This is a genomic window from Myxococcales bacterium, assembly GCA_016703425.1.
In the GTDB taxonomy this organism is placed as follows: domain Bacteria; phylum Myxococcota_A; class Polyangia; order Polyangiales; family Polyangiaceae; genus JADJCA01.
Map to the genome: position 1 here is coordinate 666,639 of JADJCA010000007.1, position 26,631 is coordinate 693,269.

Below are 26,631 nucleotides of genomic sequence, written 5' to 3' on the forward strand. Positions count from 1 at the left end.
GGGCCCGCTGAAAGCGCGACCGTTGGGCGTACCATCGCCCCATGAGCGTGCTCGAGTGGACAAGGCGCCGATTGCACCTCGCCGAGGCGCCGCGGCCCATCGATGCGCTGCGCGAGGGCGGCGCGCGCGGTGTCTCGGGACTCCCCATCGCCTGGGAAGACGGGGTCCGTACATTTTATGATCAACTGCATGAATTGCAGACGGCCTGCGTAGGCACCGCTTGCGCAAGCGCACGGCACGCGCTCTCCGGCAACGGCGGGAGCGCCGAGACGCCAGGGATCCATTGCCTGGGTCGGTGTTACGAAGCGCCGGCGAGTATCCTCACGCGCGCGCGGCCGATTCCGCGGTGCTCGCTTGCGCCCACGCCGGTCGTCTTGCGTCACGTGCTCGGCCCCACACGCCCCCTCGACGACTACGGCTTGCCCGACGGCGAGACCATCCTCGCGCGACTCGAGGCGTCGGGGCTCCGCGGGCGCGGCGGCGCGGCCTACCCGACGGCGGCCAAATGGCGCGTCGCGGCGCGCACCGAAGCGCCCGATCGGTTCGTGGTCGCCAACGGCGATGAGGGCGATCCCGGCTCGTACGTCGACCGGCTCTTGCTCGAAGAGGCGCCGCACTCGGTCCTCGCCGGCATGCTTGCCTGTGCACGAGCCATCGGCGCGTCGCGAGGCATCGTATTTGTGCGGGGCGAATACCCAGAGGCGGCCAAGCGCGTCTCCGTCGCCATCGAAGAGGCGACGGCCACGGGCGCGCTCGATGGCTTCGCGGTGAGCGTTCTCGTGGGCGCGGGCTCCTACGTCGCCGGCGAAGAAACAGCGCTCCTTCGTTCCATCGAAGGGCTGCGCGCCGAGCCGAGTCCCAAACCTCCCTTCCCCGCCGAGCGAGGCCTCTACGGCCTGCCGACGGTCGTTCAAAACATCGAGACGCTCTCCGTCGTGCCAGCCATCGTGCGCGCCGAAACGCCCGCCGGGCAAACTGGAGCACGCAGCGAAGGGCGCGCCAAAGCGGTGTGCGTGTCGGGCGCCGTCGTGAGCCCCGGGGTCGTCGAGATCGAGCTCGGGACGCCGCTTCGCGACGTTCTTGTCGCAGGCGCCGGCGGCGCGCCCGCGGGCCGGTCGTGGAAGATGGCGCTCGTCGGCGGGCCGATGGGGCGCGTCGTGGCGGCGCACGAGTTCGACGTTGCCTTGTCATACGACGCGCTGCCGGGCATGGGTCACGGCGGCATCGTCGTCTTCGACGAGACGGTGCGGATCCGGAGGCTTGCCGAGCACCTCTTTGCCTTCGCGGCCAGCGAGTCCTGCGGCGCTTGCACGCCGTGCCGAGTGGGCACGGCCAAGCTGAAGGAGATGCCTACGCTCGCGGACCTTGAACGGCTCATGGAGACTCTGGAGATGGGGAGCATGTGCGGTTTCGGTCAAGGGGCGCCGCGCCCCATTCGTGATCTCGTGCGTCTCTACGGCAGCGAGGTGCTCGCGTGATGCACGTCGATGGCGCCCCTATCGCCGCGCAAGGCTCGGTCCTCGACGCGTGCCGAAACGCGAAGGCGAACGTGCCCACCCATTGCAAGGACGAGCGCCTCCAAGCGGGCGGGCATTGCCGTGGCTGCATCGTCGAGATCGACGGCCGCTACGTCGCCGCGTGCACGACGCCAGCCCGAGCCGGCATGCACGTTCTGACCGAGACACCTCGCTTGCTCGCGTACCGGGAGCACCTCGGCACCCTCGTGGAGCAAGAGAAAGAGGAGCGAGCGGCCCGATCGGTGGCCCGGGCCTCCGTCGTCAACCGCTCGACCGACGAGAGCCACCCCTACCTCCGCATCGATCTCGACAAGTGCACCCTGTGTCGACTCTGCGTCCGCGCCTGCGCCGACCTCCAAGGTCAGTTTGTCTTCGCCGTGAAGGGTCGAGGCGCCGAGAGCGAGCTCACGTGGGGCGGCGGTGCGTTCTCCGAGACCGACTGCGTGAGCTGCGGCGCCTGCGCATCGGCGTGCCCGACGGGCGCCATCTCAGACATTGACCGGGCGCGCCTCAAGGGTGACCGAGCGCTCGGCCGAACGGTGAGAACGACCTGTTCGTACTGCGGCGTCGGCTGCCAACTCGACGCGCATGTCTCAGCGACCGGTGACGACGTCGTTCAAATCGACGGCGCCGCCTCGTCGGTCAATCACGGGCACCTGTGCGTCAAGGGCCGCTACGCCCACGGCTTCACGCGGCACAAGGACCGCCTCCGCTCACCGCTCTTGCGAAAAGGCGGCGTCCTGACCGAAGTGGGCTGGGACGAAGCCCTCGACTACGCCGCGCGCGAAATCGGGCGCCTGCGCGGCTCCATGGCGGGCCTCTCGTCGTCGCGCTGCACGAACGAGGAGAACTACCTCGTTCAGAAGTGGATGCGTGCGGGGCTCGGCACGAACCACGTCGACTGTTGCGCTCGCGTGTGCCACGCGCCCAGCGCGGCGGGCCTCCGCCGAGCGTTCGGCACCGGCGCCGCCACCAACTCGCTCGCCGACATCGAGCGGTCGGACCTCCTGTTCGTCGCCGGTTCAAACGCTACGGAGAGCCATCCCATCACCGGGGCTCGCGTCAAGCAGGCGGTCCTTCGCGGCGCCAAGCTCGTCGTCGTCGACCCGCGCCGCACAGAGTTGGCGTCCATCGCCGACGTGCACCTCATGCTCAGACCCGGCACCAACGTGCCGCTGCTGAACAGCCTGGCGGCGGTGCTCGTCCTAGAAGACCTCGTGGACCATGAGTTCATCGAGGCGCGAACGGAGGGTTTCGCCGCCTATGCCGCGTTCGTTCGTGCCTTCACCCCCGAGGCAACGGAAGCCGTCACGGGCGTCGCCGCGGCAGACGTGCGCCTTGCGGCTCGCATGCTCGCGGCAGCGCGCGCGCCAATGCAACTCCACGGCCTCGGCATGACCGAACACGTGCAGGGCAGCGAGTCGGTCATGCTCCTCTGCAACCTCGCGCTCCTTTGCGGCGCCGTCGGCTCCCTGGGCGTCGGCGTCAATCCTTTGCGCGGTCAGAACAACGTGCAGGGCGCGGCCGACATGGGCTGCCAGCCCGATCTCTTGCCCGGCTACGTTCCGGTCACAGACACGGGCGCGCGTGCCCGCTTCGAGACGGCCTGGGGTCGCCCTATGCCCGCGGAGGCTGGGCTGACCTTGCCTCGCATGTACGAAGCCATCGACACGGGCGTCGTTCGCGGCATGTACCTCTTGGGCGAGGATGTCGTAGCCACCGATCCCGATGCGTCCGTTGTGGCGCGGCGACTCGGCGCACTTGAGCTCCTCATTGTGCAAGAGCTCTTCCTTTCGGAGACGGCGAAGCTCGCTCACCTGGTCCTTCCCGGTGCGAGCTTCCTCGAAAAGGACGGGACGTTCACCAACGGCGAGCGGCGCATTCAGCGGGTGCGCAAGGCCATCGACCCACCGGGCGGTGCGCGCGCCGATTGGGAGATCCTGTGCGACCTCATGACGCGGACCGGGATGCCACAGAGCTTCGCTTCACCGGCGGCGATCTGGGACGAGCTGCGCACCGTCGTCCCTGCCTTCCGCGGCGCGTCGTACGCGCGGCTCGAGGGCGACGGCTTGCAGTGGCCGGTTCCCAGCGAGGACCACGACGGCACGCCGACGCTCCATGTGGATCAGTTCGTTCGCGGCCGCGCGGCGTTCTCAGAGGTCGCCTTCCGCCCGTCGCCGGCGCTCGCGAGCACGCGGCCGCTCCAGCTCATCACGGGCCGCGTCCTCGCGCACTACAACAGCGGATCGATGACTCGGCGCTCCGCGAACGTCGCGCTCGCGCCCCACGACGCCCTCGAGATGCACCCGAAGGACGCCTTGGCTCGTGGCATTCGCGACGGTGACCGCGTGGTCGTCCTGAGCGACTATGGCGAGGCGCACGTCAAAGCATTCCTGACCGACTCGGTGCGCGAAGGGACCCTCTTTTTGAGCTTCCACTTCCCTGAGTCGGGCACCAACCGGGTCACGAGCGACCTCGTCGATGGGATCGCCGACACGCCCGAGTACAAGCTGACAGCCGTGGACGTGCGGCTCGTCGACTGAGTCGGCCGACGCAGTCGGCCGACGCAGTCGGTGCCGTCGATGCGCAGCTTGTGCGCCGCCCGAGCGGCGCCAAGCACTCTGCGCGCGGGCGTTTCAGGGCGGCGCGTGTCTTGCTCGGCGTGACGAAACGGTGACCTCGAAAGCCCCTAGCCCGCTCGCGAGTACGGCACGCTCGGTGCTCGTAGGCGACGTGTGGGGCGGCATCGCGGCCACCCTCGTCGCGTTGCCCGCGTCCTTGGCGTTCGGCGTCGCGGTCTTCGGGCCCCTCGTCGGCGCCGGCGCCGGCGCCCTCGCGGGGCTCCTCGGCGCCACGGCGCTCGGCACCGTCGCGCCGCTCGCGGGTGGCACGCCGAAGCTCGTGTCGGCGCCGTGCGCGCCCGCCGTCGCCGTGATGAGCGCCTTCGCGCTCGAGACGAGCGCTCGTTACCCCGGCGAGCCAGCGCGGGTCGTGCTCCTCATGACGCTCGTCGGCCTCTTCGCGGCCGGCCTTCAGATCGCGCTCGGGCTCGCGCGCGCGGGCAGCATCATCAAGTACATCCCCTACCCGGTCGTGACCGGGTACCTGAGCGGCGTCGCGGTCGTGATCTTCTTGAAACAGCTGCCATCGCTCTTGGGCCTCGCCAAGGGCGTCAAGCTCGGCGCCGGCCTCCTTCACCCCGGCATGTGGGCGTGGCCGGCGCTGGTCGTGGGCGGAACGACCATCGCGCTGATGTTTCTGGCGCCGCGAATGACGAAGGCCGTGCCTGGTGCCATCGTGGGCCTCGCGGGCGGCGTGCTCGCGTACGGGGCCTTGGCGCTGCTCTTGCCAGGGCTTCGCTCGCTCACTGGGAACACGCTCGTCATCGGTCCCCTGGGCGGCAGCATCGCCTCCTTCGGGGAGGCCTTCTCGACGCGTGTGGCGGCGCTCGGCGGCCTCCATGTGACCGATGTCACGCACGTGCTGGGCCCGGCGGCCACGCTGGCCGTGGTCCTGTCGCTCGACACGCTCAAGACCTGCGTCGTCGTCGACTCCCTCACCGGCTCACGGCACGAGTCGAACCGCGAGCTTTTCGGTCAAGGGCTCGCAAACCTCGCGTCGTCCGTCATAGGCGGCATGCCCGGCGCGGGAACCTCTGGCGCCACCCTCGTGAACATCGCGAGCGGCGGCCAAACGCGCCGCTCGGCGGTGATCGAGGGAGCGCTGGTGCTCGTGGCGTTCTTGTCGCTGGGAGGCGTCGTAGCCTGGGCCCCCCTCGCGGCGCTCTCCGGCATCCTCATCGTGGTTGCCTGGCGCATGTTCGACTTCGGCGCCTTGCGCTGGGCCGCGAGCCGCTCGACGTTCTTTGACTTCGTGGTGGTGCTCGCCGTCATCGCCGTGGCCGTCTTCGTCGACCTCATCACCGCCTCCGGCGTCGGGGTGGCGCTCTCGATCTTGCTCTTCATCCGCAACGAGTCCCGAGCGCCCGTCATCCGCCGCAAGCTCTCGGGCACGCAGATATCGTCAAAGAAGCGACGCTTGCCGGACCACGCCGCGGTACTCGCCGCTCACGGCGAAGAGACCCTTGTGATCGAGCTGGCAGGCTCGCTCTTCTTCGGGACGACGGATCAGCTGCGCACCGAGCTCCAAGGCGATCTCGAGTCGCGTCAAACGTTCATCGTCGACATGCGCCGCGTCGACGCCGTGGACCTCACGGCGGTGCACATCCTGGAGCAGATGCGAGCGCAAGTCGGCAAGCGGGGTGCGACCATGCTCTTCTGCCACTTGCCGAGGGCCCTCGCGGGCCACAAGGACGCCGAGCAATACCTCCGCGAGGTCGGCCTCATCGAGCAGGGCCATGAGCACCTCTTCGAGCAACTCTCCGACGCCTTGGCCTGGGCGGAAGATCGCATTCTGGCCAAACACGGGCCGCCGCCAGCGAGCGAGGCCGCGCTCGACCTCCTGGCGATGCCGATGTTTCAGGGGCGCAAGGCCGAGACCATCAAGGAGCTCGCGGAGTGCGTCGAGAGTCGAAGGGCGCTTGCCGGCGACGTCGTCTTCCGACACGGCGACTCGGGCGACGAAATCTACTTCGTACGGCGAGGGAGCGTACGCATCGCCCTGCCCCTCGAGGGCGGCACCCTTCACGTCGCCAGCTTTGGTCGCGGCGACTTCTTCGGAGAGATCACGTTCCTCGACGGCGGACAGCGCAGCGCCGACGCGACCGCCGAGGTCGACACGGAGCTCTTCGTCATATCCCGCAAGAGGTTCGACGTGGTGGCAGCCGTACACCCGCGCCTTGGCCAGAGCCTCTTTGCGGGCCTCGCGCGCGCGACGGCGCTGCGGCTTCGACAAGCGGACCGCGAAATCACGACCTTGGAAGAGGCGTGACCCTTCGCCATCGGACCTCCTGTTCGATACCCTCCTCCCATGGTTCGGACACTCCCCGGCGCGGCTCTCGTTCTTGCGCTCGCCCTCCTCTACCCCGCCTGTGGCGACGACGAAGCCGCGGCCGATGCAAAGAACAGTGAGCCAAGCAACGACGGTGGCGGCGGTGAAGGCGGCGGTGAAACTGGCGTGTCGCTCAGCGACGGCGCGGCCGCGCCCGATGCGCTGAAGCCCGAGGGCGGCACTACGGCACTTCCGCCTCCGTCGTGCAGCGCCGCTGGCGGCGGCGCGACGGTCTCGGCACCGACGCTCCTTCTGAAGCTCAAGGACGACGGGCAGGAGGGGTGGCTCGCCTCACCGGCCGTCGCCGATCTCGATGGCGACACGAAGCCGGAGCTCATCGTGGCGCGCTCGGGCCGCGTCTTCGCGTGGAAGAACACGGGCGCGCGAGCCTTCGCGTACAACACCACGAAGGATCGCATTTGGGCGAGCCCCGTCGTCGGGGACTTCGCCGGTGACGCGAAGCTCGAGGTCGCGGTCGCGGCACGTGACTCGACGTACTTGCTTGACGCGACCGGGGCTCTCGCCCCGGGCTTCCCAGCAGCGTGGGGCACTGAGACGCGGACCCTCGCGGCAGGCGACGTCGACGGCGACGGCGCCCTCGACCTCATCGCGGCCGTGCGCACGGCTGGCGCTGCGACCGACATCGTACGGGCGGTCAAGGGCTCCGGCGCGGTCGTCGCTGGCTTTCCGCCTGTCGCCGCGGGCGGCTCCGGGTGCACGCCGGGCCCCTGCTACTTCGCCGGGCTCTACGATCAGAACCTGGCCGTCGGCGATCTCGACGGCGATGGCAAGCACGACCTCGTCGTCCCCCACGACAACGCCTACGCGAGCTTCTTCAAGGGCACCGGCGCGGCCTTCGATTCGAACGCCATGTTCGCGGGGCGCCCGAAGACGCCGGGCGTCCGCTACTTGCACGCGCTGGCAGAGGCGAAGCAGGGCTACGCGAACAACGAGGCCACCGCCAACCAGGCGCACTTCACCAACACGGCGCCGGCGATCGCCGACATCGACAAGGACGGAAAGTTCGACATCATCATGCTCGGCAGCGCGCAGAACGCCGCGCAGAGCGACCGCCTGCGGGGCGTGGGCCTGTGGGCGTTGCACTCCGACGCCTCGCGCCTCGCCGGCTGGGACACGCCCTTCCACGCGCCGACGTATGTGATGGGCTTGAACGACGGCTTCTCGCCGGGCTTGGGCGATCCGGCCGTGGCCGGTGCGGGGAACTTGGTGGGCGCCACGAATCAGGTGACGGTGGCCGACATCGACGCGTCAAAGGCGGGCCTCGAGATGCTCTTCGCAGGGTTCGACGGGCAGGTTCATGCTGTCGCGGCCAACAAGACCGAGCTGTGGGTCACGCCCTACGCGACGAACGGCCGCGCGCTGACCGGCGGCGTGCTGGCCGCCGACCTCTCGGCGGACGGCGTACCGGAGGTCGTCTTCGCGACCTACTCGCCCGATCAGGGCGGCGGCGCGCTCTTCGTGCTCAGTGCGGCGGGCGCGGTGCTCCACAAGGTCCCGCTACCGAAGCGCGGATCCATGGCCGTGCCGACCATCGCCGACGTCGACGGCAATGGCACCTTGGAGATCGTCGTGTCGCTCAAGGACAACGAGCCGGCCAACGAGAGCGTGCACGTCTTCACCGTCGCTGGCTCGAAGACCAACTGCCTCCTATGGCCAACGGGTAGGGCGAACCTCCTAAGAAATGGCTGGGTCCGGTAGCACGACGTTACCGCCCCAAGATCTCGTCGATGGCGATGGAGCAGCCGCGCGGCGGCGCGCCGGGACTTCGCCCGATCAGTTCGAAGCCGCTGCCGTTAGGCAACGCGCTCGCCGCAACGCGGCGCACCCGATCCGCAGCGAGGACAAACGCCGCGCTGTCTACGTTGAGGAGATCGGTGATGCGCGCGATGCCGACCTCCCCGTCCTTCACCGGCTCGAGCGTATCGGGGTCGACGGGCGTGATGCGGGCCCATGGCGGCTCCACGAAAACGCCCGCCGGACCACCCATCGGAGTTCCTTCGTAGAACTGGCTCGACAGCTCCGTCATGCCGTATTCGGAGACCACGTCGCCTGGGTTCACGGCGAAGACGCGCGCGATGGCCGCGCGAAGCTCACCTTCGGAGACCTCGCGTGACTTGCCCTTGAATCCGCCGGTCGTCATGACGCGACTGCCCGGCGGCAACCGAAAGGTGTCGTCGCCCAGCGCATCGAGAAAGTGAACGAAGCCGAACGACGTGCCCATAAGGACGACGGGCACCTCTTCGACCTGCGCTTCTGCGACGCGCTCGTCCAGCGCTGCGACGTCAAAGACATCGCCGTCGAGCACGAAGGATGCGCCGACGTCGACGTCACGCGAGCCGTGAAACGCGGCCACGAAGAGCGCGAGCATGTGGGTCAACGATGAGTCGGGGAGCGCGGCCGGCGGCGGTCCGACGACAAGAGCGCGCGCTGCCGCCGGGAGGTCGCGGAAGAGCGTCGCCTTGGCAGAGGCGATGGCGCCCCGATCGTAGGTCGCGGTATGGCGAAAGAAGTGAGTGCCGCGGGCGCCTAGCGTTGTGCCGCTCGTGCGGAAGGCTTTGGGCGTGTCAGCCTCGTCGAAGGCCGACACCCGACTGATCTTGAACGCGTCGGTCGGAACGGCTGGCGCGTCGCCTGCGCGGACGAGACGCGAGACGTCGACGCCGCGGCTTCGAACGAGGCGCTGGTAGCCGGGCACGTGGGCGGCCTGGAAGCGGGCCAGATCACAGGCGAGCGCGTCGAAAGGCTCGGGAGAGGGCTCGGCGCCTTCGAAGGCGGTGACGAACGCGCGGGCGCGCTCGTGGAGCCGCTCGCTGGCTTCAAGCTTGGTCACGACGCTCCCTCGTTCAGGGCGGCATCGAGGGCCGCCGCGAAGGGTTCGAAGAGACGGGCATCGACCTCGTAAGACGGCGTCAGCGTCAGCACGTTGCCAGCGGTGCCGCCGGTCAGGACCAAGTAGCCGGCGCGCAACATCCGCGAAGCCACGGCGAGCGCGCGGGCACCGTCGCCGTCGAGCTCGATGCCGACGATGAGACCGCGGCCCCGGACCGAGCGGACGCCGCGGCCAAGGAGGCGCTCCGAAAGGACTCGTCGAAACGCGTCGCCCTTCTCGCGAATCGCCGCCAGCCGCTGCGGCGTGAGCGCCTGCATCACGGCGAGCGCGGCGGCGCAGGCCGGTGGGGAACCGAAGTGGGTCGCCGTGTGAATGGCAGAACCGCCCGACGCGCCCCACGCTTCCATCACTGAGCCGCGCCCGATGCACGCCGAGATGGGCGCGCCACCGCCGAGCGCTTTGCCGACGCAAACGACGTCGGCGAGCACGCCTTGTTCGACCGACAGGAGCATCGAACCGCTACGACCCATGCCGGTCCACACCTCATCGACGACGAGCAGCGCGCCAGCGTCTTTGCAGAGCGCGGCGAGCGACGGCAGAAACGCCGGCGGTGGCACGACGCACCCGCCGCGGCCCAAGATCGGTTCGACGAGTACGGCGCCCACGTTGCCGCTGCGGAGCCCGTCGCGCACCGCGTTGAGCGACGCGTCGAGCGCCGTGGCCTCGCTTGGATAAGGTGCAAACCGCACGAAGTCGCCCGTCTGGTGGGCAAAGGGTTCGCGGAACGACGCGCGATAACCGCAGGCTGCCAGAGGCCCGTGGCTCAGGCCGTGGTAGGCGCCTTCGAAGGCGATGACACCCGCCTTGCCCGTCGCGAGCGCTGCCGTCTTGAGCCCCGCCGTGACAGCGTCGGCGCCCGACAAGCCGAGGAGGACGCGCGCGCCGGCCTCCGGCATCAGCCGAACGAGCGCCTCCAAGAGCGCCACCTTCGTCTCCGACGAATAGACATCGCCGAGGGCCATGAGGAGCAGCTCTTGAGCCTCGTGAAGCGCACCAAGCACGAGCGGCGCGCCGTAGCCGAAGGACAAGGCGCCGAAGCCGAGCACGAGGTCCACGAAGCGGTTGCCGTCGACGTCCCAGAGGTTCGAGCCGAGCCCGCGGGCGTAGACGAGGCTCGCGTGCTCCTCGCCGCTTTGCGCGCCACGCTCCTTCCGGCGCGCGTCGAAGGCCGGGCACTCGACGGCGGCGAGGCGAGCCGCTGCGGCTCGCGACTTGGGTCCGGGAACAGGGGTGACGAGCTTGGGGCCGGCGCTATCGGCGTCCGTTACAGACACGTCTTGTTACGTCCCGAGCGCTTCGCCTCGTAGAGCTTGTCGTCGGCGGCTTTGATGAGCTCTTGCGACGACTTGATCTGCTCCGTGAGCGCCGCGATGCCGATGGAGACGGTGACCTTGATGGTCTCGTTTTGGAACTGAAAGGTGGAGTTCTCGATCTTCTCGCGAAGACCTTCGGCCAAGAGACGCGCCCCCTCCATCGAGGTCTCAGGAAGGAGGAGCGCGAACTCTTCGCCGCCGTAGCGAGCGAACACTTCGTCACGACGAATCCGCGCTTGAACGATGCGAGCCAGCTCCTTGAGGACGTAATCGCCAGCCAAGTGACCGTGGTAGTCGTTGATCTTCTTGAAGTGGTCGATGTCGAACATCATGAACGCGAGGTCGCGTTGGTGACGCCGCGCTCGCACGATCTCTTTCTCGAGGGCCTCGAGCAGGTAGCGCTTCACGTGCGCTCCCGTGAGACCGTCGATGATCGTCATCCGGTAGATTTCTTCGTGGTACTGGGCCTCGACGTCGTGGCCTGACAAGTACTTGAAGATGGTGGGGCCCACCTTGACGCGGTCGCCGTTGCCGAGCGTGAGCTCGCGCGGAATCATGTCGTCGTTGACGTAGGTGCCGTTGGTCGAGTTGTCGTCGACGGCGTACCAGCGACCGTTGCGCAGCTCGAAGTGGGCGTGACGCCGCGAGACGGAGTCGCCCTCGAGGACGATGTGGTTCTCGGAGCCTCGGCCCACACGGATGGGGCTCTGGTCGAGCATGAAGCGCTTGCCGAGGAGCGAAGGCTCCTTCGTGTAAATCACGACCAAACAGTCCGTGCCCCGCGGCCGATCTTCGTCGCGGACGGGCTTCTGAACGATGGTCGTGACGCGCGTCTTCTCGTCTTCAGACACGTCGCACCAAAAGAGGCAAATTCACCAGGATCCGCTCGCTGAGACCGCCGAGATCGGCGCTCGGCCGATGCTATGGCGCCCCCCTGTGCCGGTCAAGGTCGCTCGCCGCCTCGAGTTTTCGGAGCAGCGTAGGAACCGCGAGGGTTGCCTCCAGGACGAAGACCGGAACTTGTAAGCGCTTGTAGGATTCGGGCTGCTCCGCGCGGAGCCAGCTGGCGCACTTCTCGGTCACGAGCCAACCGTCCACGGGAGGGCGCTCACCTTCGAGGACAGGGGGGAAGGCTGGCCCCGCATGGTCGGCCGATCTCACCACACGCGTGGGCACGATGCCTTCATCGAGGAGCATGCCAACGAGCCGTGACGGCCGTGCGATGGCGGTCGAGAGCCCGAGTCGCTTGCCCCGCAGCTCGGCCATCGATAGCCGCTCGGCCCCTCCAAGGAGCCGCGCGCCCTCAAGGAGGTACCTCCCCTCGTGCACCCTCTGGTGGTGGTCGCGGTCGTGGTCGTGGTCGTGGTCGTGGTCGCGGTCGCGGTCGCGGTCGCGGTCGTGGTCGTGGTCGCGGTCGCGGTCGTGGTCGTCGGCGTGGCGCTCGGCGCTCCCCCGTCGCGTGCGAACGAGGACGACCTCGTCGGCGAGCGACCGGAGGCGCGACGCCGACGCCCGGGCGTCGCCGCTCGGCGGGCTCTGGCTCGCGCCCCACGGCCTCTCCGCGTCGAGCACCAAGAGCGCGTGGTCGAGCCTCCGGGGCGTGGTCTGGTGGAGGCCGTCGAAGACGATGACATTGGCCCCTTGCGCGACGGCGTAGCGGACCGCGTCGCTCCGCTCCGCGGCAACAACGACCACGCCGCGCGTGAATTTCTCCGCGAGCCAGACGGCCTCGTCGCCCACGTCACGGGCTTCGTCGGTGCGCACCACCGCGCGAGCGCGTTCGACGCGCGCGCCGTAGCCGTGCCCGACGATGGCGACGCGGTTTCGCCCGGAGCTTGCGACCTGATGCGCGACGGCGAGCGCCAGCGGCGTCTTGTACGACCCTCCGAGCGTGCCCCCACCGACACCAATGGCGCGAACGTGCGGCGGCCAGTCGAGAGACTTCACGAGTCGCGCGTCGGCGGCCTTCGCCCACGCGGAGGAGAGAGAGCGCGCGAGTGCACCTTGAAGGCGCCCCTCTTCGAGGGCCTGCGCCACGCTCGCCCGGATGCTGCTCGAAAGCCGCATCGGGCCAAGCTACAGTCGAGCCGTGTCGTCAGCCATCTCGTTTTTCGATGCCATCGCGGCTCGCTACGATCGCGACTACGCGCTCGACGCGGCGACGACGCGCGCACGCGTGGGCCGCATTGCCAAGGACATCCCGCGCAGCAGCAGCAGCAGCAGCAGCAGCAGCTCGGGCGGCAAGGTCTTGGACCTCGGCGTTGGCACGGGACGCGAGCTCCCAACGCTCTTGGATCTCGGCTTTCGGGTGACGGGCCTCGACGCCTCCGAGGCGATGCTCGAGCTTTGCCGGCGGCGCGCACGCCCCATCCCCCTCGTGTGCCAGACCTTCTACGCGCCGCTCCCCTTCGCCGATGGCGAGTTCGACGCGGTGCTGGCGCTGCACGGAACGCTGTCGCATCCGCCCGATGCGGAGGCGCAGGCACGCCTCATCGGCGAGGTCGCGCGCGTCCTCGCTCCCGGTGGCCTCTTCGCCTTCGAGGTGCCGTCCTTGGGCTGGTTGGCGCAGCTCGACCACCGGCCCATCGACGATGGCGCGCGCGCCGTCCGGCGGACGGGCCCGCAAGCCGTCCTCCACGAGGATCGGCGGCTCGGCGTGCACATCGAGGGCCACGTGCTGAGCGACGCCGAGTGGGCGGCCCTTTTGGGCGAGCACTTTCGGGTGCGCATCGAGCCCATGAGCCCCGTCGAGCTCTTGGTGCTCGCGACGCGTCAGACGCTGGCGGTGCCCGCGCGATCGAGGTAGTCACGGCCCCATGACGAGCTCCAAGGCCGCGCCGCCATCGCTCCTGGCGCGTGTGGTCTTCCTCGCGCTCGCCGCCGCGACGCTGCATCCCGCTGTGACGGCGAGCGTGGGGCTCATCGTAGGCATCGCAGCGGCGCTTACCTTCGGCAACCCGTACGCCAAGCTCACCAAGAAGGCGACGGCGACGCTGCTGCAGCTCTCCGTCGTGGCGCTCGGTTTCGGGATGAACCTCAGGGTCGTCCTCGCCGCCGGCCTCCAAGGCTTTGCGATGACCTTCGCGGGCATCGTCGGCTGCTTCATCGTCGGCGCCCTCCTCCGTGTCCTGCTCCGTGTTCCGCGCGACGTCGGGCTCCTCCTCACGGTCGGCACAGCCATCTGCGGCGGCAGCGCCATCGCGGCAGTGGTGCCCGCCATCGGCGCCAACGATGACGACGCCACCGTGTCGCTCGCCGTGGTCTTCCTCCTGAACGCCCTGGGCCTCGTCGCGTTTCCGTTCATCGGCCACGCCCTTGGCCTCGACGAAGCGCGCTTTGGCCTGTGGGCCGCCCTCGCGATTCACGACACGAGCTCGGTGGTCGGTGCGGCGAGCCAATACGGCAAGGTCGCCCTCGAGGTCGCGACGACCGTGAAGCTGGCGCGCGCGCTTTGGATCGTGCCGCTCGCGTTGCTCATCGGGTGGTGGCGCTCGCGGAGTCGGTCCGCGGAAGCGGGCCCGCGCCCCAGCGTCAAGAAGCCGTGGTTCATCGTGGGATTCCTCGCGGCGGCGGCCGTCGTCACATTTGTCCCTGAGGTCGCGACAGCGGGTGCGCTCGCGGCACGCGTGGCGCGCCAGTCCCTCGTGCTGACGCTCTTCCTCATCGGCGCAAACCTCACGCGCGGCGCGCTCCGCTCGGTGGGTGCACGTCCGCTCGCGATGGGTCTTGCGTTGTGGGTCGTCGTCGCGGCGGCCACGCTCGCGGCGCTGAGGCTCGGGCTCATCTCGTAGTCGCGCCTGACTCAAACACCACATAGGACCACGCTTGGCTGGTCACTGCTCAGACCGGCCCATGGTCGACGAAGCGACCGATCGCGACGACACGGGCCGACACGTCGGAGGCAAATCGTTGTCGGATATTGTCCCGTTCCATCAGGACCCTCCTAGCCTCGTCTCTTCAAGCTGGGAGGACCTCCATGACGCATACCATCGGTCGCGCTGTCGCTTCGCTCGCCTTCGTGTCAGCCGCTCTCGCTTCGCCTATGGCGTGGGCCGACGCGCCCGCCGCCCCCGCAGGCGCGCCTGCATCGGCGACGGCCGCCGCACCCCCGGCCGCAACGCCCGCAGCCGCGAGCGGCGAGACCGCGGCCGCCGACAAGCCCTCGCCCAACACCATCTACGCCGAAGGCCTCGGGGCCGCGATCGCCTATTCGATCAACTACGAGCGCCGCGTCATCGACGACCTCGGTGTCCGCGCCGGCTTCAGCTACCTCTCCTTCAGCGCGTCGGCGGGCACGGCGTCGTCCAGTGCGTCGCTCATGAGCTTCCCCATCACCGCCAGCTACCTCGGCGTTCGCGGCCGAAAGAGCGGCCTCGAGGTCGGCGGCGGCGTCAACCTCATGTACGCGTCGGGAGCCGGGTCAAGCCTTGGCCGCGAATCGTCGAGCTCGGGCCTCGGAGCGCTGCCGCTCGCGATGATCGGCTATCGGTTGCACCCCGTCGACGGCGCCGGCTTCAACTTTCGCGTCGGCCTCATGGCCTTCGCAGGAAGCGGCGTCGGCCTCTCCGCGAAGGCCGGCGAGTTCGGCGTCCTGCCGTGGGGCTACATCAGCTTCGGCGCGTCGTTCTAAACATCCTCGCGGCTGCTAAGATGGCGCGGTGAAGTTCGCCCGCTCGTTCGCCGCCGCGGCCGCCGCGCTGGCCCTCTCCGTCGCAGGGAGCGCCAGCGCCAACGGCCGTTTTCCGGCGGCCAACCAGCTCGTCGTGACGCCGGGCAACGAGCAGGAGCTCACGCTCAGGGTCACCTTCGGGGTCCTTCGTTCATCGAACGGCGGCGCGAGCTGGGACTGGATCTGCGAGCGCGCCATCGGCTACGGCGGCCTCTACGATCCGCCCATGTCGGTCTTCGAGGGCGGCGCGATTCTCGCGGGCACCATCGACGGCCTGGCGATTTCGCGAAACGGCGGCTGCGGCTGGGCCTTTGACGCGACGCTCGGCAAGAAGGCGATCATCGATTCCACGGTGCGGGGCGACGCACCGCGCGAGGGTCTGGTGCTCGCCACGAAGAACGTGGGGGCGACCGACGCCGGCGCCGCGCTCTACACGACCGAGATCTTCCGAACCCTCGATGCGGGCGTGACGTGGACGGTCGTCTCGAGCGCCTTCGAACCGACGTTCATCGCGCAAACGATCGAGGTCGCAAAGAGCGAGCCGCAGCGGGTCTACGTCTCCGGCAGCGGCGACGGGCAGGGGCTCTTCTATGTCTCCGACGACGGCGGCGTCACCTACGAGAAGCGCACCGTCCCGCTCGAGAAGCCGGCCGAGCTGAACCCGTTCATCGCGGCCGTCGATCCCAACAACAAGGACCGCGTCTACGTCCGCACGAGCGGCAAGTCGGGCCGTCTCCTCGTGACCGACGACGGCGGTAAATCCTTCCGCGCGGTCCATTCGGGTGCGCCGCTCGTCGGCTTCGCGCTCGCGCCCGACGGCTCGCGGATCACCATCGGGTCGCCGGAGGGCGTCTACGTGGCGGACCGTGACGCGCTCGCGTTTGCGCGCGTCTCGGAGCTCGCGGTGCAGTGCTTGTTTCGAACGGCGAAGACGCTCTACGCATGCGGCGCCACCGGCGGCAGCTTCGCGCTCGGCGCGTCGACCGACGAAGGACGCACCTTCAAACCGGTGCTTGAACTCAAGGACGTTCGCGGCCCGCTGGCCTGCGGCGCCGGAAGCTCCACGGCCCAGTGCGAAGCCGACTGGCCCGCGCTCCGCGCCACGCTGCGCGCCGACGGCACGACCGACGGCGCCGTCGATGGGGGCTCAGCGGGCCCCGGCGGCAAGGGCCTCGGCATCTACAGCGCCGAGGGCGGTTGCTCCACGCTCGCCGGACGTGACGCTGGCGCCGGCAAGCTGGCGGCAGGGGTCGCGCTCGCCGCGGTGGTGATTGTGCTTCGGCGCCGACGACGCTGAGCGAAGCCAGCACGCCCTGGGCTCAAGCAGATCACGCTCAGCGAGCTAGACCTCGAACTCGCCCTTTTCCAAGATCTCCGTGACGCGCCACAAGAAGGAGTTGGCGGCCACGCCGTCGACGATGCGGTGGTCGTAGCTGAGCGCCACGTACATCACCGGGTGAATCGCCATGAGGTCTTCGCCGTTTGGCCCCTCGACGACGACGACGCGCTTTTGGATCTCGCCCATGCGGAGGATGCCCACGTTCGGCTGGTTGATGATGGCGCCGCCGAAGAGGTTGCCCTTCATGCCGGGATTCGAGACGGAGAACGATGCGCCGCTCAAGTCGTCGATGGTGATCTTGCCCGACTTGGCGCGCTTCGCCAGGTCGTCCACGCCGCGCACCATGCCACGAATCCCGAGCTCGTCGGCGCGTCGCACCACGGGCACGACGAGGCCGTCGGGCGAGTCCACCGCCACGCCGAGGTTGACGTCCTTCAAGAGCACGTAGGCGTCGTCGAGGACGCGCGCGTTAAGCGAGCGGTTCTCGCGGAGCGCTCGCGCCGTCGCGACGCAAACGAAGGCGAGCATCGTGAGCGACATGCCCTCCTTCTTGTAGGCGTCCTTGTTGGCCTCGCGCAGAAGGGACACGCGATGGAGGTCGACCTCCGCCACCGTCACGACGTGCGGCGAGGAGACCTTCGAGTACGTCATGTGGTCGGCGGTGATGCGCCGACGACGGGTGAACGGCACGACCGTGTCACCGTCGTGCTGCTTGTAGGCGGGCACCTTGAAGGACCCGTATCCGACGCCGGGGATCGGCGGCACGAAGCCGCCACCTTGGTTGACCATCTGGGCAAGCTCCTGGGCTCGTGGCGACGCCGCCGCTGCGGACCGGGCCGGCGCGGAGGGTACGAGCGGCGCGCCGTTGCCATCGGCACCCGCGGCGCCGGGCTTCGCGCGCATCACGTCGTCTTTCGTGATCCGCCCGAAGTCGCCGGACCCTTTGACGGCGCTCAAGTCGACGTCGTTCTCGAGAGCCGCCTTGCGGGCCGTGGGCGTCGCCAGAGCGGCGCCGGTGGCGCTGCGCACAGCCCCCGGCGGCTCGGTGATGGGCGTCCGCGCCGCGACGGCCGACGCGACGGTTGTTGCGGGAGCCGCGGCCGCCGCCGCCGTCACGCCCTCTTCGATCTGGCAGAGCACAGCGTTGACGGGGACGACGTCGCCTTCGTGCGCGACGAGCTTGGCGATTCGTCCTGCCGCAGGGGCGGGAATTTCGCTGTCGGCCTTGTCCGTTCCGATCTCGACGATCCCCTGATCCTTCTTCACGACGTCGCCCTCACGGACGAGCCACTTGCTGACGGTGCCTTCGGCCACACTCTCGCCGAGCTGGGGCAGTTTGACGTCGATGAGCATTGGCAATGCTTTTACGCCCCTGGGTGGGCGCTGGCAACAGGCGGTCGGGCCTACGGGGCGGTGCGCACGAAGCTGGCGAGGAAATAGCCGTCGGTGCCGTGGACGTGCGGCAAGAGTCGCCCCATGGTTGCGTCACCGAAGATCGCGCGCGCCTCGTCGCTCGCGAAGGGCGCGGGCCTAAATCCATGGGCGTCGAGGGCCGCGGCGGCGAGGACGTCTTCGGCCTCCTCACGAAGGACGCTGCACACGGCATAGACGAGACGGCCGCCGACCCGCACATGCGAGCTGGCGCGCTCGAGGATGGCGCGCTGCAGCGCCTGCAGCTCCGCGAGCCCCGTTTCGCTTCGACGAAGGAGCAGGTCCGGGCGGCGACGAAGGGTGCCGCTGCCGGAGCACGGCGCATCCACCAGCACCGCGTCGTAGCCCGCCGGCACATCGCCGCTGCCGGCGGTCCAATCAACGGCGTACGTCGTCGACGACGGTCCGCCGCTGGGCGTCGCGATTCGGTCGAGCTTGAACGGGTGGAGGTCCGCCGCGTCGACGGTGCCGCCGGCGCCGACGCGGAAGCCAAGGAGTCGCGTCTTGTGCCCGCGACCGGCGCACGCGTCGAGAACGCGCTCACCGCCCTTCGCCCCGAGCGCGAGCGCCACGAGTTGCGAGCCTTCCTCTTGGATCGAGACGGACTCGCCGGGGAGCAGCTCATCGATGCGGCCGGCGCCCCGCGCCACGATGGCGAGCGGCGAGACTTGGCCCGGCTCCAGCACCGCCTCTGGCGGAGCGACGGCGCGCAGCCGCTCGAGAATCGCGTTGCGCTCCTCCGCATGAGGCACCACGAGACCGAGCGGCGGCGAACTAGCGCCAAGATCGATCATTTGGTCTCGGCCTTCTTTGCCGATGGAACGTTCGAGCGCGCGCCCGAGCCACGGCGGCACGGAGGCCCGAAGCGCGAGCGTCAACGAAGGACGCTCGGGACTCACGGAGGCGGCGACCTTGCGCAGGATCGCGTTGGCAAACCCAGCGACGCGCGCATCCGACGCGGCGCGGATGGCCACCACCGCTTCGTTGACCGCGGCGTAGGGCGGAATGCGGTCGAGGAAACAAATCTGATACGAGGCGATGGCCAAGGAGGCGCGCACGCGCGGCCTCTGTTTGGTGACGCTCTTCTTCGCGTGCTTGTCGAGCTTCGCCTCAAGCCAAGGCAAGACCCGCAACGTTCCGTAACATAGCTCGGTCGCCAAGGCGCGCTCGCGCGCGTCGAGCTGCGGCGCGCGAACAAGCTCGGCCTCGAGCGCCGCGGAAGCGAAGGCGTCGTCGTCGAAGACGCGCGCCAGGGCCGCCTCCGCCACGAGCCGCGCCGTAGGCACGCGGGACTTGGTGGCGACGCTCACTCGACCTTGAGGCGGAGCGCGTACGGCGGCGTGTAGTAGATGCTGCTCGCGTCGTAGGGCATCGTGAAGACGACGGCCTTCTCACAAGCCGCGAGCGCGACGCCACCGCCGTTGGCCTTCGTGAGACCGGGGCACCAGCTCGATCCGTTCGACTCGGGGCTCTTGTAGGTCGCCCCGGCCGGGTAGGAGCCGAAGGAGCCCTCCGACATGACCGTCGCACATTGCAGGCGCTCGCCGTCGGTCGCGGGCGGCGTGGGGCGTTTGTAGATTGCAAGCAATGCGTCGTCCTCCGACAGGGTGCCCGTCGAACAGACGGCCCACGCCGAGAGGGTGAGCGATTGCGGTTGGTTGTTCTGAACGACCCACGTGCGATACGGCTGCGGGGTGCGCGTCGTGGCCAAGCTCGTGGGGCACACGCCGGCGTTCAGCGGCGGCGCCGTCGGCGCGGTGCTGAAGCTGGTGAACACCGTCGTGACGTCGCCGGCGGCGCCGAGCGCGACGTCGACACCAGAGGGATCACACACGACCAGGAGCGGCGAGGTCGCCGAGTCGCCACCGCCCGGTCCGGGCGAATGAACGTGAATGCCCAGCGTGCCCAGCGCGGCGAGCTTCGGCGCCGGCACGAGCGCTTCGAGCTCGTTGCCCGAGACGAAGGTCGTCGTCACGTCGGTGTTGGCCACGCGCACCACCGACTGCGGGACGAAGCCGGTGCCGAGGACCGAGATCTTCTTGTCGGAGCCGCCGTAGAAGGCGGTGTTCGGTTGGAGCTTGGTGATGGAAGGCGCGGGGTTCTGCACCTCGAAGGTCACGGGGCTCGAGACGCCACCGCCGGGCGGCGGGTTGGTCACGACGATGGGGAACGTGCCCGACGTGGTGAGGAGCGCCGCGGGGATCGTCGCGCTCATCTGCGTTTGGTCGGTGACCGTCGTCGGGATGTTGACGCCGTTGAACGAGACGCTGGAGCCGGAGCCGCCGGAGCCCTGCACGAAGCCCGCGCCGGCGATCGTCAACGTTACGTTGCCGCTGCCCACGAGCGCCGTCGTGGGGCTCACGCCCGTGACTGTAATGGCTTGGGGGTTGGTGACGATGAACGCGATGGTGGAGCTCTTGCCGCCGCCGGGCGCGGGATTGGCGACGGTGACGGGCCGACTGCCGGCGACCGCGACGAGGGCGGCGGGCACCGTGGCCGTGAGCACGTTCGCTGTGACGGATTGAATCACGAGGTCGACGTTGTCGAAGGTGACCTTCGGCGACTTCGAGAAATTCGTTCCGTTGAGGGTGAGGATCATGTCACCGGACCCGACCTGGACCGAGGACGGCGCGATGGAGGCGAGCACGGGGATCGGGTTTTCGACCAAGAAGCCCAGGTTGGCGCTCTTTCCGCCGCCCGGCGCCGCTGTGAAGACGTCGATTTGAAGAATGCCGGCGTTGTCGATGCGGGACGCCGGGAGCTGCGCCTGGAGCTTCGTCTGGCTGACGAAGGTCGTCGGCAAGTCGGCGCCATCGACGCGAACGACCGACCAGCTCACGAACTTATCGCCCGTGACGACGAGCGTGGGGCCAACGCCGCCGGCGGTGGCTTTGAGCGGCGTCATGGCCGAGACGATGGGCGCGGGAGCCACGAAGGAGCTGTCACCGCCGCCGGCCTCAGGCTTCACGGACGCTTCAGCGCGCGCGTCGGTGCCGGCGTCGGCGGGAGGCGGCGCCGCCTCCGGACTCGGAGGCGTCGGGACGTCGCTCGCTTCGATGGGCTCCGTCGTGGCGCAGGCAGCGGCCCAGAGAACGAACACAGAGCCCCAGGCAAGCCACTTCATTGGTTCGCCGGGAAAGTGGCACAACCTCGGGCCCCGTGCCAGCTCCGCTGCAAAAGTTCTCGGGGACCCCGGCACTGAACGGACGAGCCTAGGTATTTTGCCGCAGCTTTTTGCGGTACGCAGAAGGCCTAACCAAACAGATCGCGGAGCTGCCCCAAGATGAGCTCCCAGCGCCGCTCGACGTCGTTCTTGAAGGCCAGAAGCATGAGCAGCGCCAACATGCTCATGCCGACGAGGCTCGCGATCTCTCGAGCGCGCATGCTGACGGGGCGCTTCTTTAGGGCCTCGAGACCGAGGAATACGAGGTGCCCGCCGTCGAGGACCGGGATCGGCAAGAGGTTCACGAGGCCAAGGTTGATGGAGATGACGGCCATGGCCCAGACGAAATACGTGGTGCCCTTGGCGCCCGCTTGGCCGGCCACGTCGTAGAGCGTGATGGGGCCGCTCACCGAGCGAAGGCTGATCTTGCCTTGGAGAATCCGGACGAAGCCGACGCTGATGAAGCGAATGACGCTGCCCGTCTCCTCGATGGCACTCCGAAGGGCATAGAGGACCGGGTTCGGGTTCGGCACGAGCTCCACGTGGCGCGGCGCCCAAGAGGTCGTACGGAAGACGTAGCGCTCGTAGCTCTGCCCGTATTCGTCTTGCCAGCCCTCGCGGCGAAGCTGAAAGAAGCCTCGCTTGGGCTCGCCCTCGCGCGTCCAGCGGAGCTCCCGCATCTGACTGGCGCCGCGCTTCAGCTCGTCCTTCATGGCGAGCCAGAGCCGCTGCGGCTTCCCGTCGAGGTGCGTGATGCGATCCCCTGCGCGGAGGCCCGCTTTCCACTCGCTCGAGCCCTCGGGCACGAAGGCCACGAACATCTCCGAGCTCTCGATGCCGACGCGATCGAGGACGTCGCGCTCGCGCAAAACGCCGCCCTCCACGGGTGCGGGCCGCGGGAGCGGTGTCAACGTGGCGACGCCTGGCTCCATCACCGCGAGATCGAAGAGCCCACCTTGCGCGAGGACCGGGACGGGTCGCAGATAAGACAGCGTGACGGTGTCGCCTCGGTTGGCCGAGAGGAGCTGCGTGAGCTCCTCCATCGTGCTGATGCGCGTCCCGCCCACAGAGACCACGCGATCGAAGGAGCGGAGGCCCGCGCGATACGCCGGAGAGTCGGTCGCCGGCACGCCGACGGTCGGCGCCGGCAGGCCGGGCAAGAAGCCGAGCACGTCCGCCGACTCCTCGATCTCGCGCTCGCGATCGCGGGCCACCCGCACCGGCGTGAGCACGACCTCAAGCTCGCGGCCTTCGCGGGTCACCACGAGCTTGACGGCGCGCCCCGCCTTGCCCGAGAGGAGCCGCTGCACATCGGGATAGGTCCGCACCTCGTCGCCGTCGATGGCCTCGACGCGGTCGCCCGGTTGGAGCTTGCCCTCAGCGGGCATGCCAGGAAAGACGACGCCCACGACGGCCGGCGGCAGCGAGCGGTGCTCGAGGAAGACGGCCCCGTAAAGGAGGATGGGGAAGAGCAGGTTCATCGCCGGGCCCGCGACCACGATGAGCACGCGCTTGTAGAGCGACTGGGCCTCGAAGGTGCGGCTGCGGTCCTCCGGCGGAATGGGCCCAGCGCCCTTGCCTTCTTCGAGCATCTTGACGAAGCCGCCGAAGGGCAAGACGCTCAGGCAATACTCCGTCTCACGCCCCCGAAGCCTTAGGAGCTTCGGCCCGAAGCCGATGGAAAACGTGAGGACCTTGACCCCGAACACCTTGGCCAAGGCAAAGTGGCCAAACTCGTGGATGAAAATCAGGCCCCCGATGAGGAGCGCAAAGTAGACGAGTTCCACGGCGGAGGAGCGCGCGCGACGGGCCGAGCCGACGACCAACAAGAGGGCCCACGACGACGCGTGCCGTCCGTACCACAACCTCGCGGCCCTCGAAACGGTCCGAGCCACGCGCCGACAAAGGCGTTACCTTTGCGCAGGGCCTCTGTTTCAGAGGCACTGGAAGTGTTAGTTCTGGGAATCCGTCGGGCCGTGCCCGACGCCTAGCATTGCAGCGGAATGTCGAAAGCTCCCTCGCCGCTCCTCGGCTACAACAACAACGTCCGGCACAAGAACCGGACGTTCCATATTCAGACCGAGGACTCGGGCGTTAAGCACCCGCACATCATCACGCACCTGTTCATGGACGGCGGGCGCATCCTCAAGTCCCTGAAGACGTCGTACGCGGAGCACATCGGCGAGACCAAGATGGCGGACACGGTCCGCCAGATGATGAAGGACCAGCACAAGTCGGTCTTCATCGCGCTGCGCGACGGACAATACGACCCGCTCATCGACGCCGCGCTCGGCGTTGCGCCGGCCGCGGAGGTGCCGCCCGCCGCGGCCAGCCCGAGCGTCGACGCCCCGAAGCGCAAGAGCCAGCGGCCGCCGGCGAGCGGGCGAACCATTCCCGCACCGGCCCCGGAAGACATGGGGCCGTCAGACTCGGTTCCGCGGCCCCACATCAGCGACCTCCCGCCGCCACCGGCGAACCTCTTTGCCAAGGCGCCCGCAACCGAGACCCGCTACCGGTCGCAGGGGGCGCCGGAGGACCACGTCCCTTCGCGCAAAGGGTCGTCGCGCTCGCCATCGGGAAGGCCTGCTCGACGCTCGTCGGCGCCGCCGTCCGATGGCCGCTACGGCTCGACGCGCCCGGCGTCGATCTTCGGGGCCTCGCGGTCGCCCAAGGCCGCGTCCATCTTTGGCGAAGATCTCATCAGCGACAAATCGCTCGACGAGGTGATCCTCAGCTACCTGGCCGAGGATCTCGAGACCGAGACGAAGAAGTAGCCATGGCCGGGAGCCGACCGCACCGGCGCCTCGGCGCACTCGCGCTCGCCGTCGCGGTCCTTGGAGCGGCGTTCGCCGCCGCGTCGTGTTCGCTGGTCGTGGAACGCGACGCGGCGCAGTGCGCTTCATCTCGCGACTGCGACGCGAAGGGTGGCGCCTTCCAGGGCGCCGTTTGCCAGAGCGGCGTGTGCCGCCCGTGTTCATCGCACCGCGACTGCGCCGGCGGGGCGCTGCTGCGCGCGTGCGTCCAACCCGAGGGCCGGTGCGTCGAGGTCTTCTCGCCCGAGTGTCAGACGCTGACCAACGGCACCGAAGATGTCGACCCGAAGGAGATCCTCAAAAGCGAGCGCGTGGTCATCGTCGGCGCGCTCTTCAAGGATGACGGTGCAAGGGACGTGACGGAGCAGCGCCTCCGCAGCGTTCGCGTGGCACTCTCCGACATCGAGAAGGCTGGTGGCATTCCCGCCGGCGCGGCGCCGGCTCGGAGCCTCGCCGCGCTCGTTTGCGACGCCGCTGACGAGCCGCTGCTCCGCTCCGCCAAACACCTCGCAGAGCGCCTGAAGGTGCCGGCGATCATCGGGCCCGCCGGCAGCGGACGCGTCATCAAGGTCGCCACCGAGGTCACTGTGCGGCAGGGCACGCTGCTCATCGCACCGACGGCGACCTCGGCCCTCATCACGTCGCTCGACGACCGGGGTCTCGTCTGGAGGACGGCGCCCACCGATCTGCTCCAGGCGGTGCCGCTGCGCGTCCAAATACCCGCGCTCGAGGCCTCGCTCCGGGCACGCTTTCCCAGCATCGCCCAAGTGAAGCTTGCGGTCGTCGCGAAGGACGACGCGTATGGCACCGCACTCGCGGGGCTCCTGGTGCCGTCGGGCGGTCAAGACGCTCCGCTCCTGAACGGCAAACCGCTAAACCCTGCGGCCCCCTACTTCCGGTCCATCGTGTACCCGGCTGTCGAGGGCCCCCGCGACGAGGACAGGAAGGCGCTCTCGGACTTCGCACCGCACATCGTGATCCTCCTCGGCACGACCGAGACCGTAAAGGCCGTCGTCGGCCCGCTGGAGCAAGCGGGCGCGACGGCTAGCTGGAACCCCGGCATCCTTCCGGAATACGTGTTCACCGATGGGGCGAGGGGCGACGACCTGCTCTCCGCCATTCGCACCACGCCATCGCTCCAAAAGCGCGTCCGTGGCACGGTCCCGGCCTACCGGGGAAGCGTGTACGATGCATTCGTAAGCGCCTACCGCGGCGCGTTCATCGACGTTCCAACGGCCTACGGCACAGCCGGCGCTTTCGACGCGACCTACCTCGTGGCGCTCTCGCTTGCCGCCGAGGGCCCGCCAAACCCGACGGGCGAGCTTTTGGCGAAAGGGCTCGGCAAGCTGGTCGCAGGCGAGCGCGTCGAGGCGCGCTTGACGGAGCTCGGCAAGGGCTTCGGCGCGTTGCGAGCCGGGCAGTCCATCAACTTCGTCGGGGCCTCCGGCGAGCTCGACTTCGACCTCGCCACGGGCGACGTCGTCACGGACATCGACGTCTGGTGCGTGAGCAACCTCGCTTACGCGAGCTCGGGTCAGGTCTTCGTGGGGGCCACGAAGACCGTCGAGGGCCCTTTCGCCTGCCCCTGAGCGCGCTGCCCGCGGCCGCGAGGAGCCGGGTTCGGTTACCATGCGCCCATGGGACAGGGCGGCGTCGGCGCAGGACTCGTGGATCGCCTGGGACGCGCCGACCTCGCGCTGCCGCTCGAGGCCGCCTTCGAGGAGCTCGTGGCCGTGGCGGCCGCTTCGTGGCCTAGCCTCACGCTGGACCTACGGGCCTTGGAGGCGCACGTGGCGACGCTGATCGCGACGGCGACGGCGCCCGACGTCGCGCTCCTCGCTCTTCACGCCGACGTGGCCTTGGCCGAGGCCGCCCTGCGCAACGACACGGCGGCGCTCGCCGAGCTCGATGGCCTCGTGACCCGAGCCGCGGCTCGCGCGGCGCTCCGCGGCGCGACGCCCGACGAGCTGGCGCAGCGCGTGCGGGAAGAGCTCTTGGTGCCCGGCCCCGAGCGGCCCGCGAAGCTCTCCCAATATTCGGGACGCGGCCCGCTCGCCGCGTGGCTCCGCGTCTTGGTGACGAGGACGGCGCTGACGATGCAGCGCTCCGAGTCGCGACGGACGAAGCATCACGACGACGACGACGCGCTTGCGCGAGCGCCGGCGCTCGGCGCGAGCCCTGAGATGGCCGTGCTCCGCGCCGCTTACGCGGAGCCGTTTCGGGCGGCCTTCCGGGAGGCCATCGCGCTCTTGGCACCGGAAGATCGAACGATGTTGCGCCTGCACCTCGTCGACAACCTCGGCATCGATCGGCTCGCGCCGATGTACGGCATCCATCGGGCCACGGCGGCCCGAAGGCTTGTCCGGGCCAAGGAGACCGTGCTCGAAAAGACCCGCGAGCTCTTGGCGCAGCGCATGGGCCTTTCGGACTCGGAGTTCACAAGCCTCGTCGGCGTGATGTTGAGCGGCGTCGAGGTGAGCCTCTCGTTCCTTGACACGCAGCGGTAACGAGCGAGCACCCTCGTT

General features: G+C 69.1%; 19 protein-coding genes. 11 read left to right on the forward strand and 8 right to left on the reverse strand.

What is annotated here, in order from left to right:
* The first annotated feature begins 41 nt into the window (after nucleotides 1-41).
* From IPG50_14825 to IPG50_14840, 4 genes are all read left to right on the forward strand, one after another.
* Nucleotides 42-1,478: an SLBB domain-containing protein gene (locus tag IPG50_14825; GenBank protein ID MBK6693461.1), complete on the forward strand. Its 1,437-nt coding sequence runs from the start codon at nucleotides 42-44 to the stop codon at nucleotides 1,476-1,478.
* Nucleotides 1,475-4,060, forward strand: a complete 2,586-nt coding sequence (gene fdhF / locus IPG50_14830; GenBank protein MBK6693462.1) for a formate dehydrogenase subunit alpha — start codon at nucleotides 1,475-1,477, stop codon at nucleotides 4,058-4,060. The genes IPG50_14825 and fdhF overlap by 4 nt, the downstream gene beginning before the upstream one ends.
* A gap of 175 nt (nucleotides 4,061-4,235) precedes the next feature.
* Nucleotides 4,236-6,407: an SLC26A/SulP transporter family protein gene (locus IPG50_14835; GenBank protein MBK6693463.1), complete on the forward strand. Its 2,172-nt coding sequence runs from the start codon at nucleotides 4,236-4,238 to the stop codon at nucleotides 6,405-6,407.
* A 39-nt stretch (nucleotides 6,408-6,446) separates the two neighbouring features.
* Nucleotides 6,447-8,186, forward strand: a complete 1,740-nt coding sequence (locus tag IPG50_14840) for a VCBS repeat-containing protein (GenBank protein MBK6693464.1) — start codon at nucleotides 6,447-6,449, stop codon at nucleotides 8,184-8,186.
* A gap of 7 nt (nucleotides 8,187-8,193) precedes the next feature.
* On the opposite strand, the gene IPG50_14845 is transcribed toward IPG50_14840, so the two are convergent.
* The 4 genes from IPG50_14845 to IPG50_14860 form a co-directional block, all read right to left on the reverse strand.
* Entirely contained in the window at nucleotides 8,194-9,318 is a 1,125-nt protein-coding gene (locus tag IPG50_14845; GenBank protein MBK6693465.1) for an acyl-protein synthetase, read from the reverse strand.
* On the reverse strand, nucleotides 9,315-10,652 hold the full coding sequence (locus IPG50_14850) for an aspartate aminotransferase family protein (GenBank protein MBK6693466.1): 1,338 nt from the start codon (nucleotides 10,650-10,652) through the stop codon (nucleotides 9,315-9,317). The genes IPG50_14845 and IPG50_14850 overlap by 4 nt, the downstream gene beginning before the upstream one ends.
* Nucleotides 10,643-11,542: a GGDEF domain-containing protein gene (locus IPG50_14855; protein ID MBK6693467.1), complete on the reverse strand. Its 900-nt coding sequence runs from the start codon at nucleotides 11,540-11,542 to the stop codon at nucleotides 10,643-10,645. The genes IPG50_14850 and IPG50_14855 overlap by 10 nt, the downstream gene beginning before the upstream one ends.
* Nucleotides 11,543-11,612: 70 nt before the next feature.
* Nucleotides 11,613-12,758: a tetraacyldisaccharide 4'-kinase gene (locus tag IPG50_14860; GenBank protein MBK6693468.1), complete on the reverse strand. Its 1,146-nt coding sequence runs from the start codon at nucleotides 12,756-12,758 to the stop codon at nucleotides 11,613-11,615.
* A 22-nt stretch (nucleotides 12,759-12,780) separates the two neighbouring features.
* On the opposite strand from IPG50_14860, the gene IPG50_14865 reads away from it, so the two are divergent.
* From IPG50_14865 to IPG50_14880, 4 genes are all read left to right on the forward strand, one after another.
* Nucleotides 12,781-13,497: a class I SAM-dependent methyltransferase gene (locus IPG50_14865; GenBank protein ID MBK6693469.1), complete on the forward strand. Its 717-nt coding sequence runs from the start codon at nucleotides 12,781-12,783 to the stop codon at nucleotides 13,495-13,497.
* Between the two features lie 10 nt (nucleotides 13,498-13,507).
* Complete coding sequence (locus IPG50_14870; GenBank protein ID MBK6693470.1) at nucleotides 13,508-14,482, forward strand: putative sulfate exporter family transporter; 975 nt, start codon at nucleotides 13,508-13,510, stop codon at nucleotides 14,480-14,482.
* A 185-nt stretch (nucleotides 14,483-14,667) separates the two neighbouring features.
* Nucleotides 14,668-15,321 (forward strand): hypothetical protein, encoded by a 654-nt coding sequence (locus IPG50_14875; protein ID MBK6693471.1) that lies wholly within the window; start codon nucleotides 14,668-14,670, stop codon nucleotides 15,319-15,321.
* A 28-nt stretch (nucleotides 15,322-15,349) separates the two neighbouring features.
* Entirely contained in the window at nucleotides 15,350-16,657 is a 1,308-nt protein-coding gene (locus tag IPG50_14880; protein ID MBK6693472.1) for a hypothetical protein, read from the forward strand.
* A gap of 45 nt (nucleotides 16,658-16,702) precedes the next feature.
* Here IPG50_14880 and IPG50_14885 read toward each other — a convergent pair whose 3' ends face one another.
* The 4 genes from IPG50_14885 to rseP form a co-directional block, all read right to left on the reverse strand.
* Nucleotides 16,703-18,052, reverse strand: coding sequence for a 2-oxo acid dehydrogenase subunit E2 (locus tag IPG50_14885; GenBank protein ID MBK6693473.1), 1,350 nt, complete (start codon nucleotides 18,050-18,052; stop codon nucleotides 16,703-16,705).
* A gap of 50 nt (nucleotides 18,053-18,102) precedes the next feature.
* The gene (locus tag IPG50_14890; GenBank protein ID MBK6693474.1) at nucleotides 18,103-19,440 is read right to left on the reverse strand and encodes a Sun protein; all 1,338 of its coding nucleotides are present in this window, start codon (nucleotides 19,438-19,440) and stop codon (nucleotides 18,103-18,105) included.
* Nucleotides 19,437-21,254 (reverse strand): hypothetical protein, encoded by a 1,818-nt coding sequence (locus tag IPG50_14895; GenBank protein ID MBK6693475.1) that lies wholly within the window; start codon nucleotides 21,252-21,254, stop codon nucleotides 19,437-19,439. The genes IPG50_14890 and IPG50_14895 overlap by 4 nt, the downstream gene beginning before the upstream one ends.
* A gap of 128 nt (nucleotides 21,255-21,382) precedes the next feature.
* Complete coding sequence (rseP, locus tag IPG50_14900; protein ID MBK6693476.1) at nucleotides 21,383-23,080, reverse strand: RIP metalloprotease RseP; 1,698 nt, start codon at nucleotides 23,078-23,080, stop codon at nucleotides 21,383-21,385.
* A 216-nt stretch (nucleotides 23,081-23,296) separates the two neighbouring features.
* Here rseP and IPG50_14905 point away from each other — a divergent pair, with 216 nt between their 5' ends.
* The 3 genes from IPG50_14905 to IPG50_14915 are packed head-to-tail and all read left to right on the forward strand — an operon-like array spanning nucleotide 23,297 to nucleotide 26,613.
* Nucleotides 23,297-24,067, forward strand: coding sequence for a hypothetical protein (locus IPG50_14905; GenBank protein ID MBK6693477.1), 771 nt, complete (start codon nucleotides 23,297-23,299; stop codon nucleotides 24,065-24,067).
* Between the two features lie 2 nt (nucleotides 24,068-24,069).
* Entirely contained in the window at nucleotides 24,070-25,695 is a 1,626-nt protein-coding gene (locus IPG50_14910) for a hypothetical protein (protein MBK6693478.1), read from the forward strand.
* 48 nt (nucleotides 25,696-25,743) lie between these two features.
* A complete protein-coding gene (locus IPG50_14915) occupies nucleotides 25,744-26,613 on the forward strand; it encodes a sigma-70 family RNA polymerase sigma factor (GenBank protein ID MBK6693479.1) in 870 nt (289 codons plus the stop codon).
* The last annotated feature ends 18 nt before the right edge of the window (nucleotides 26,614-26,631 follow it).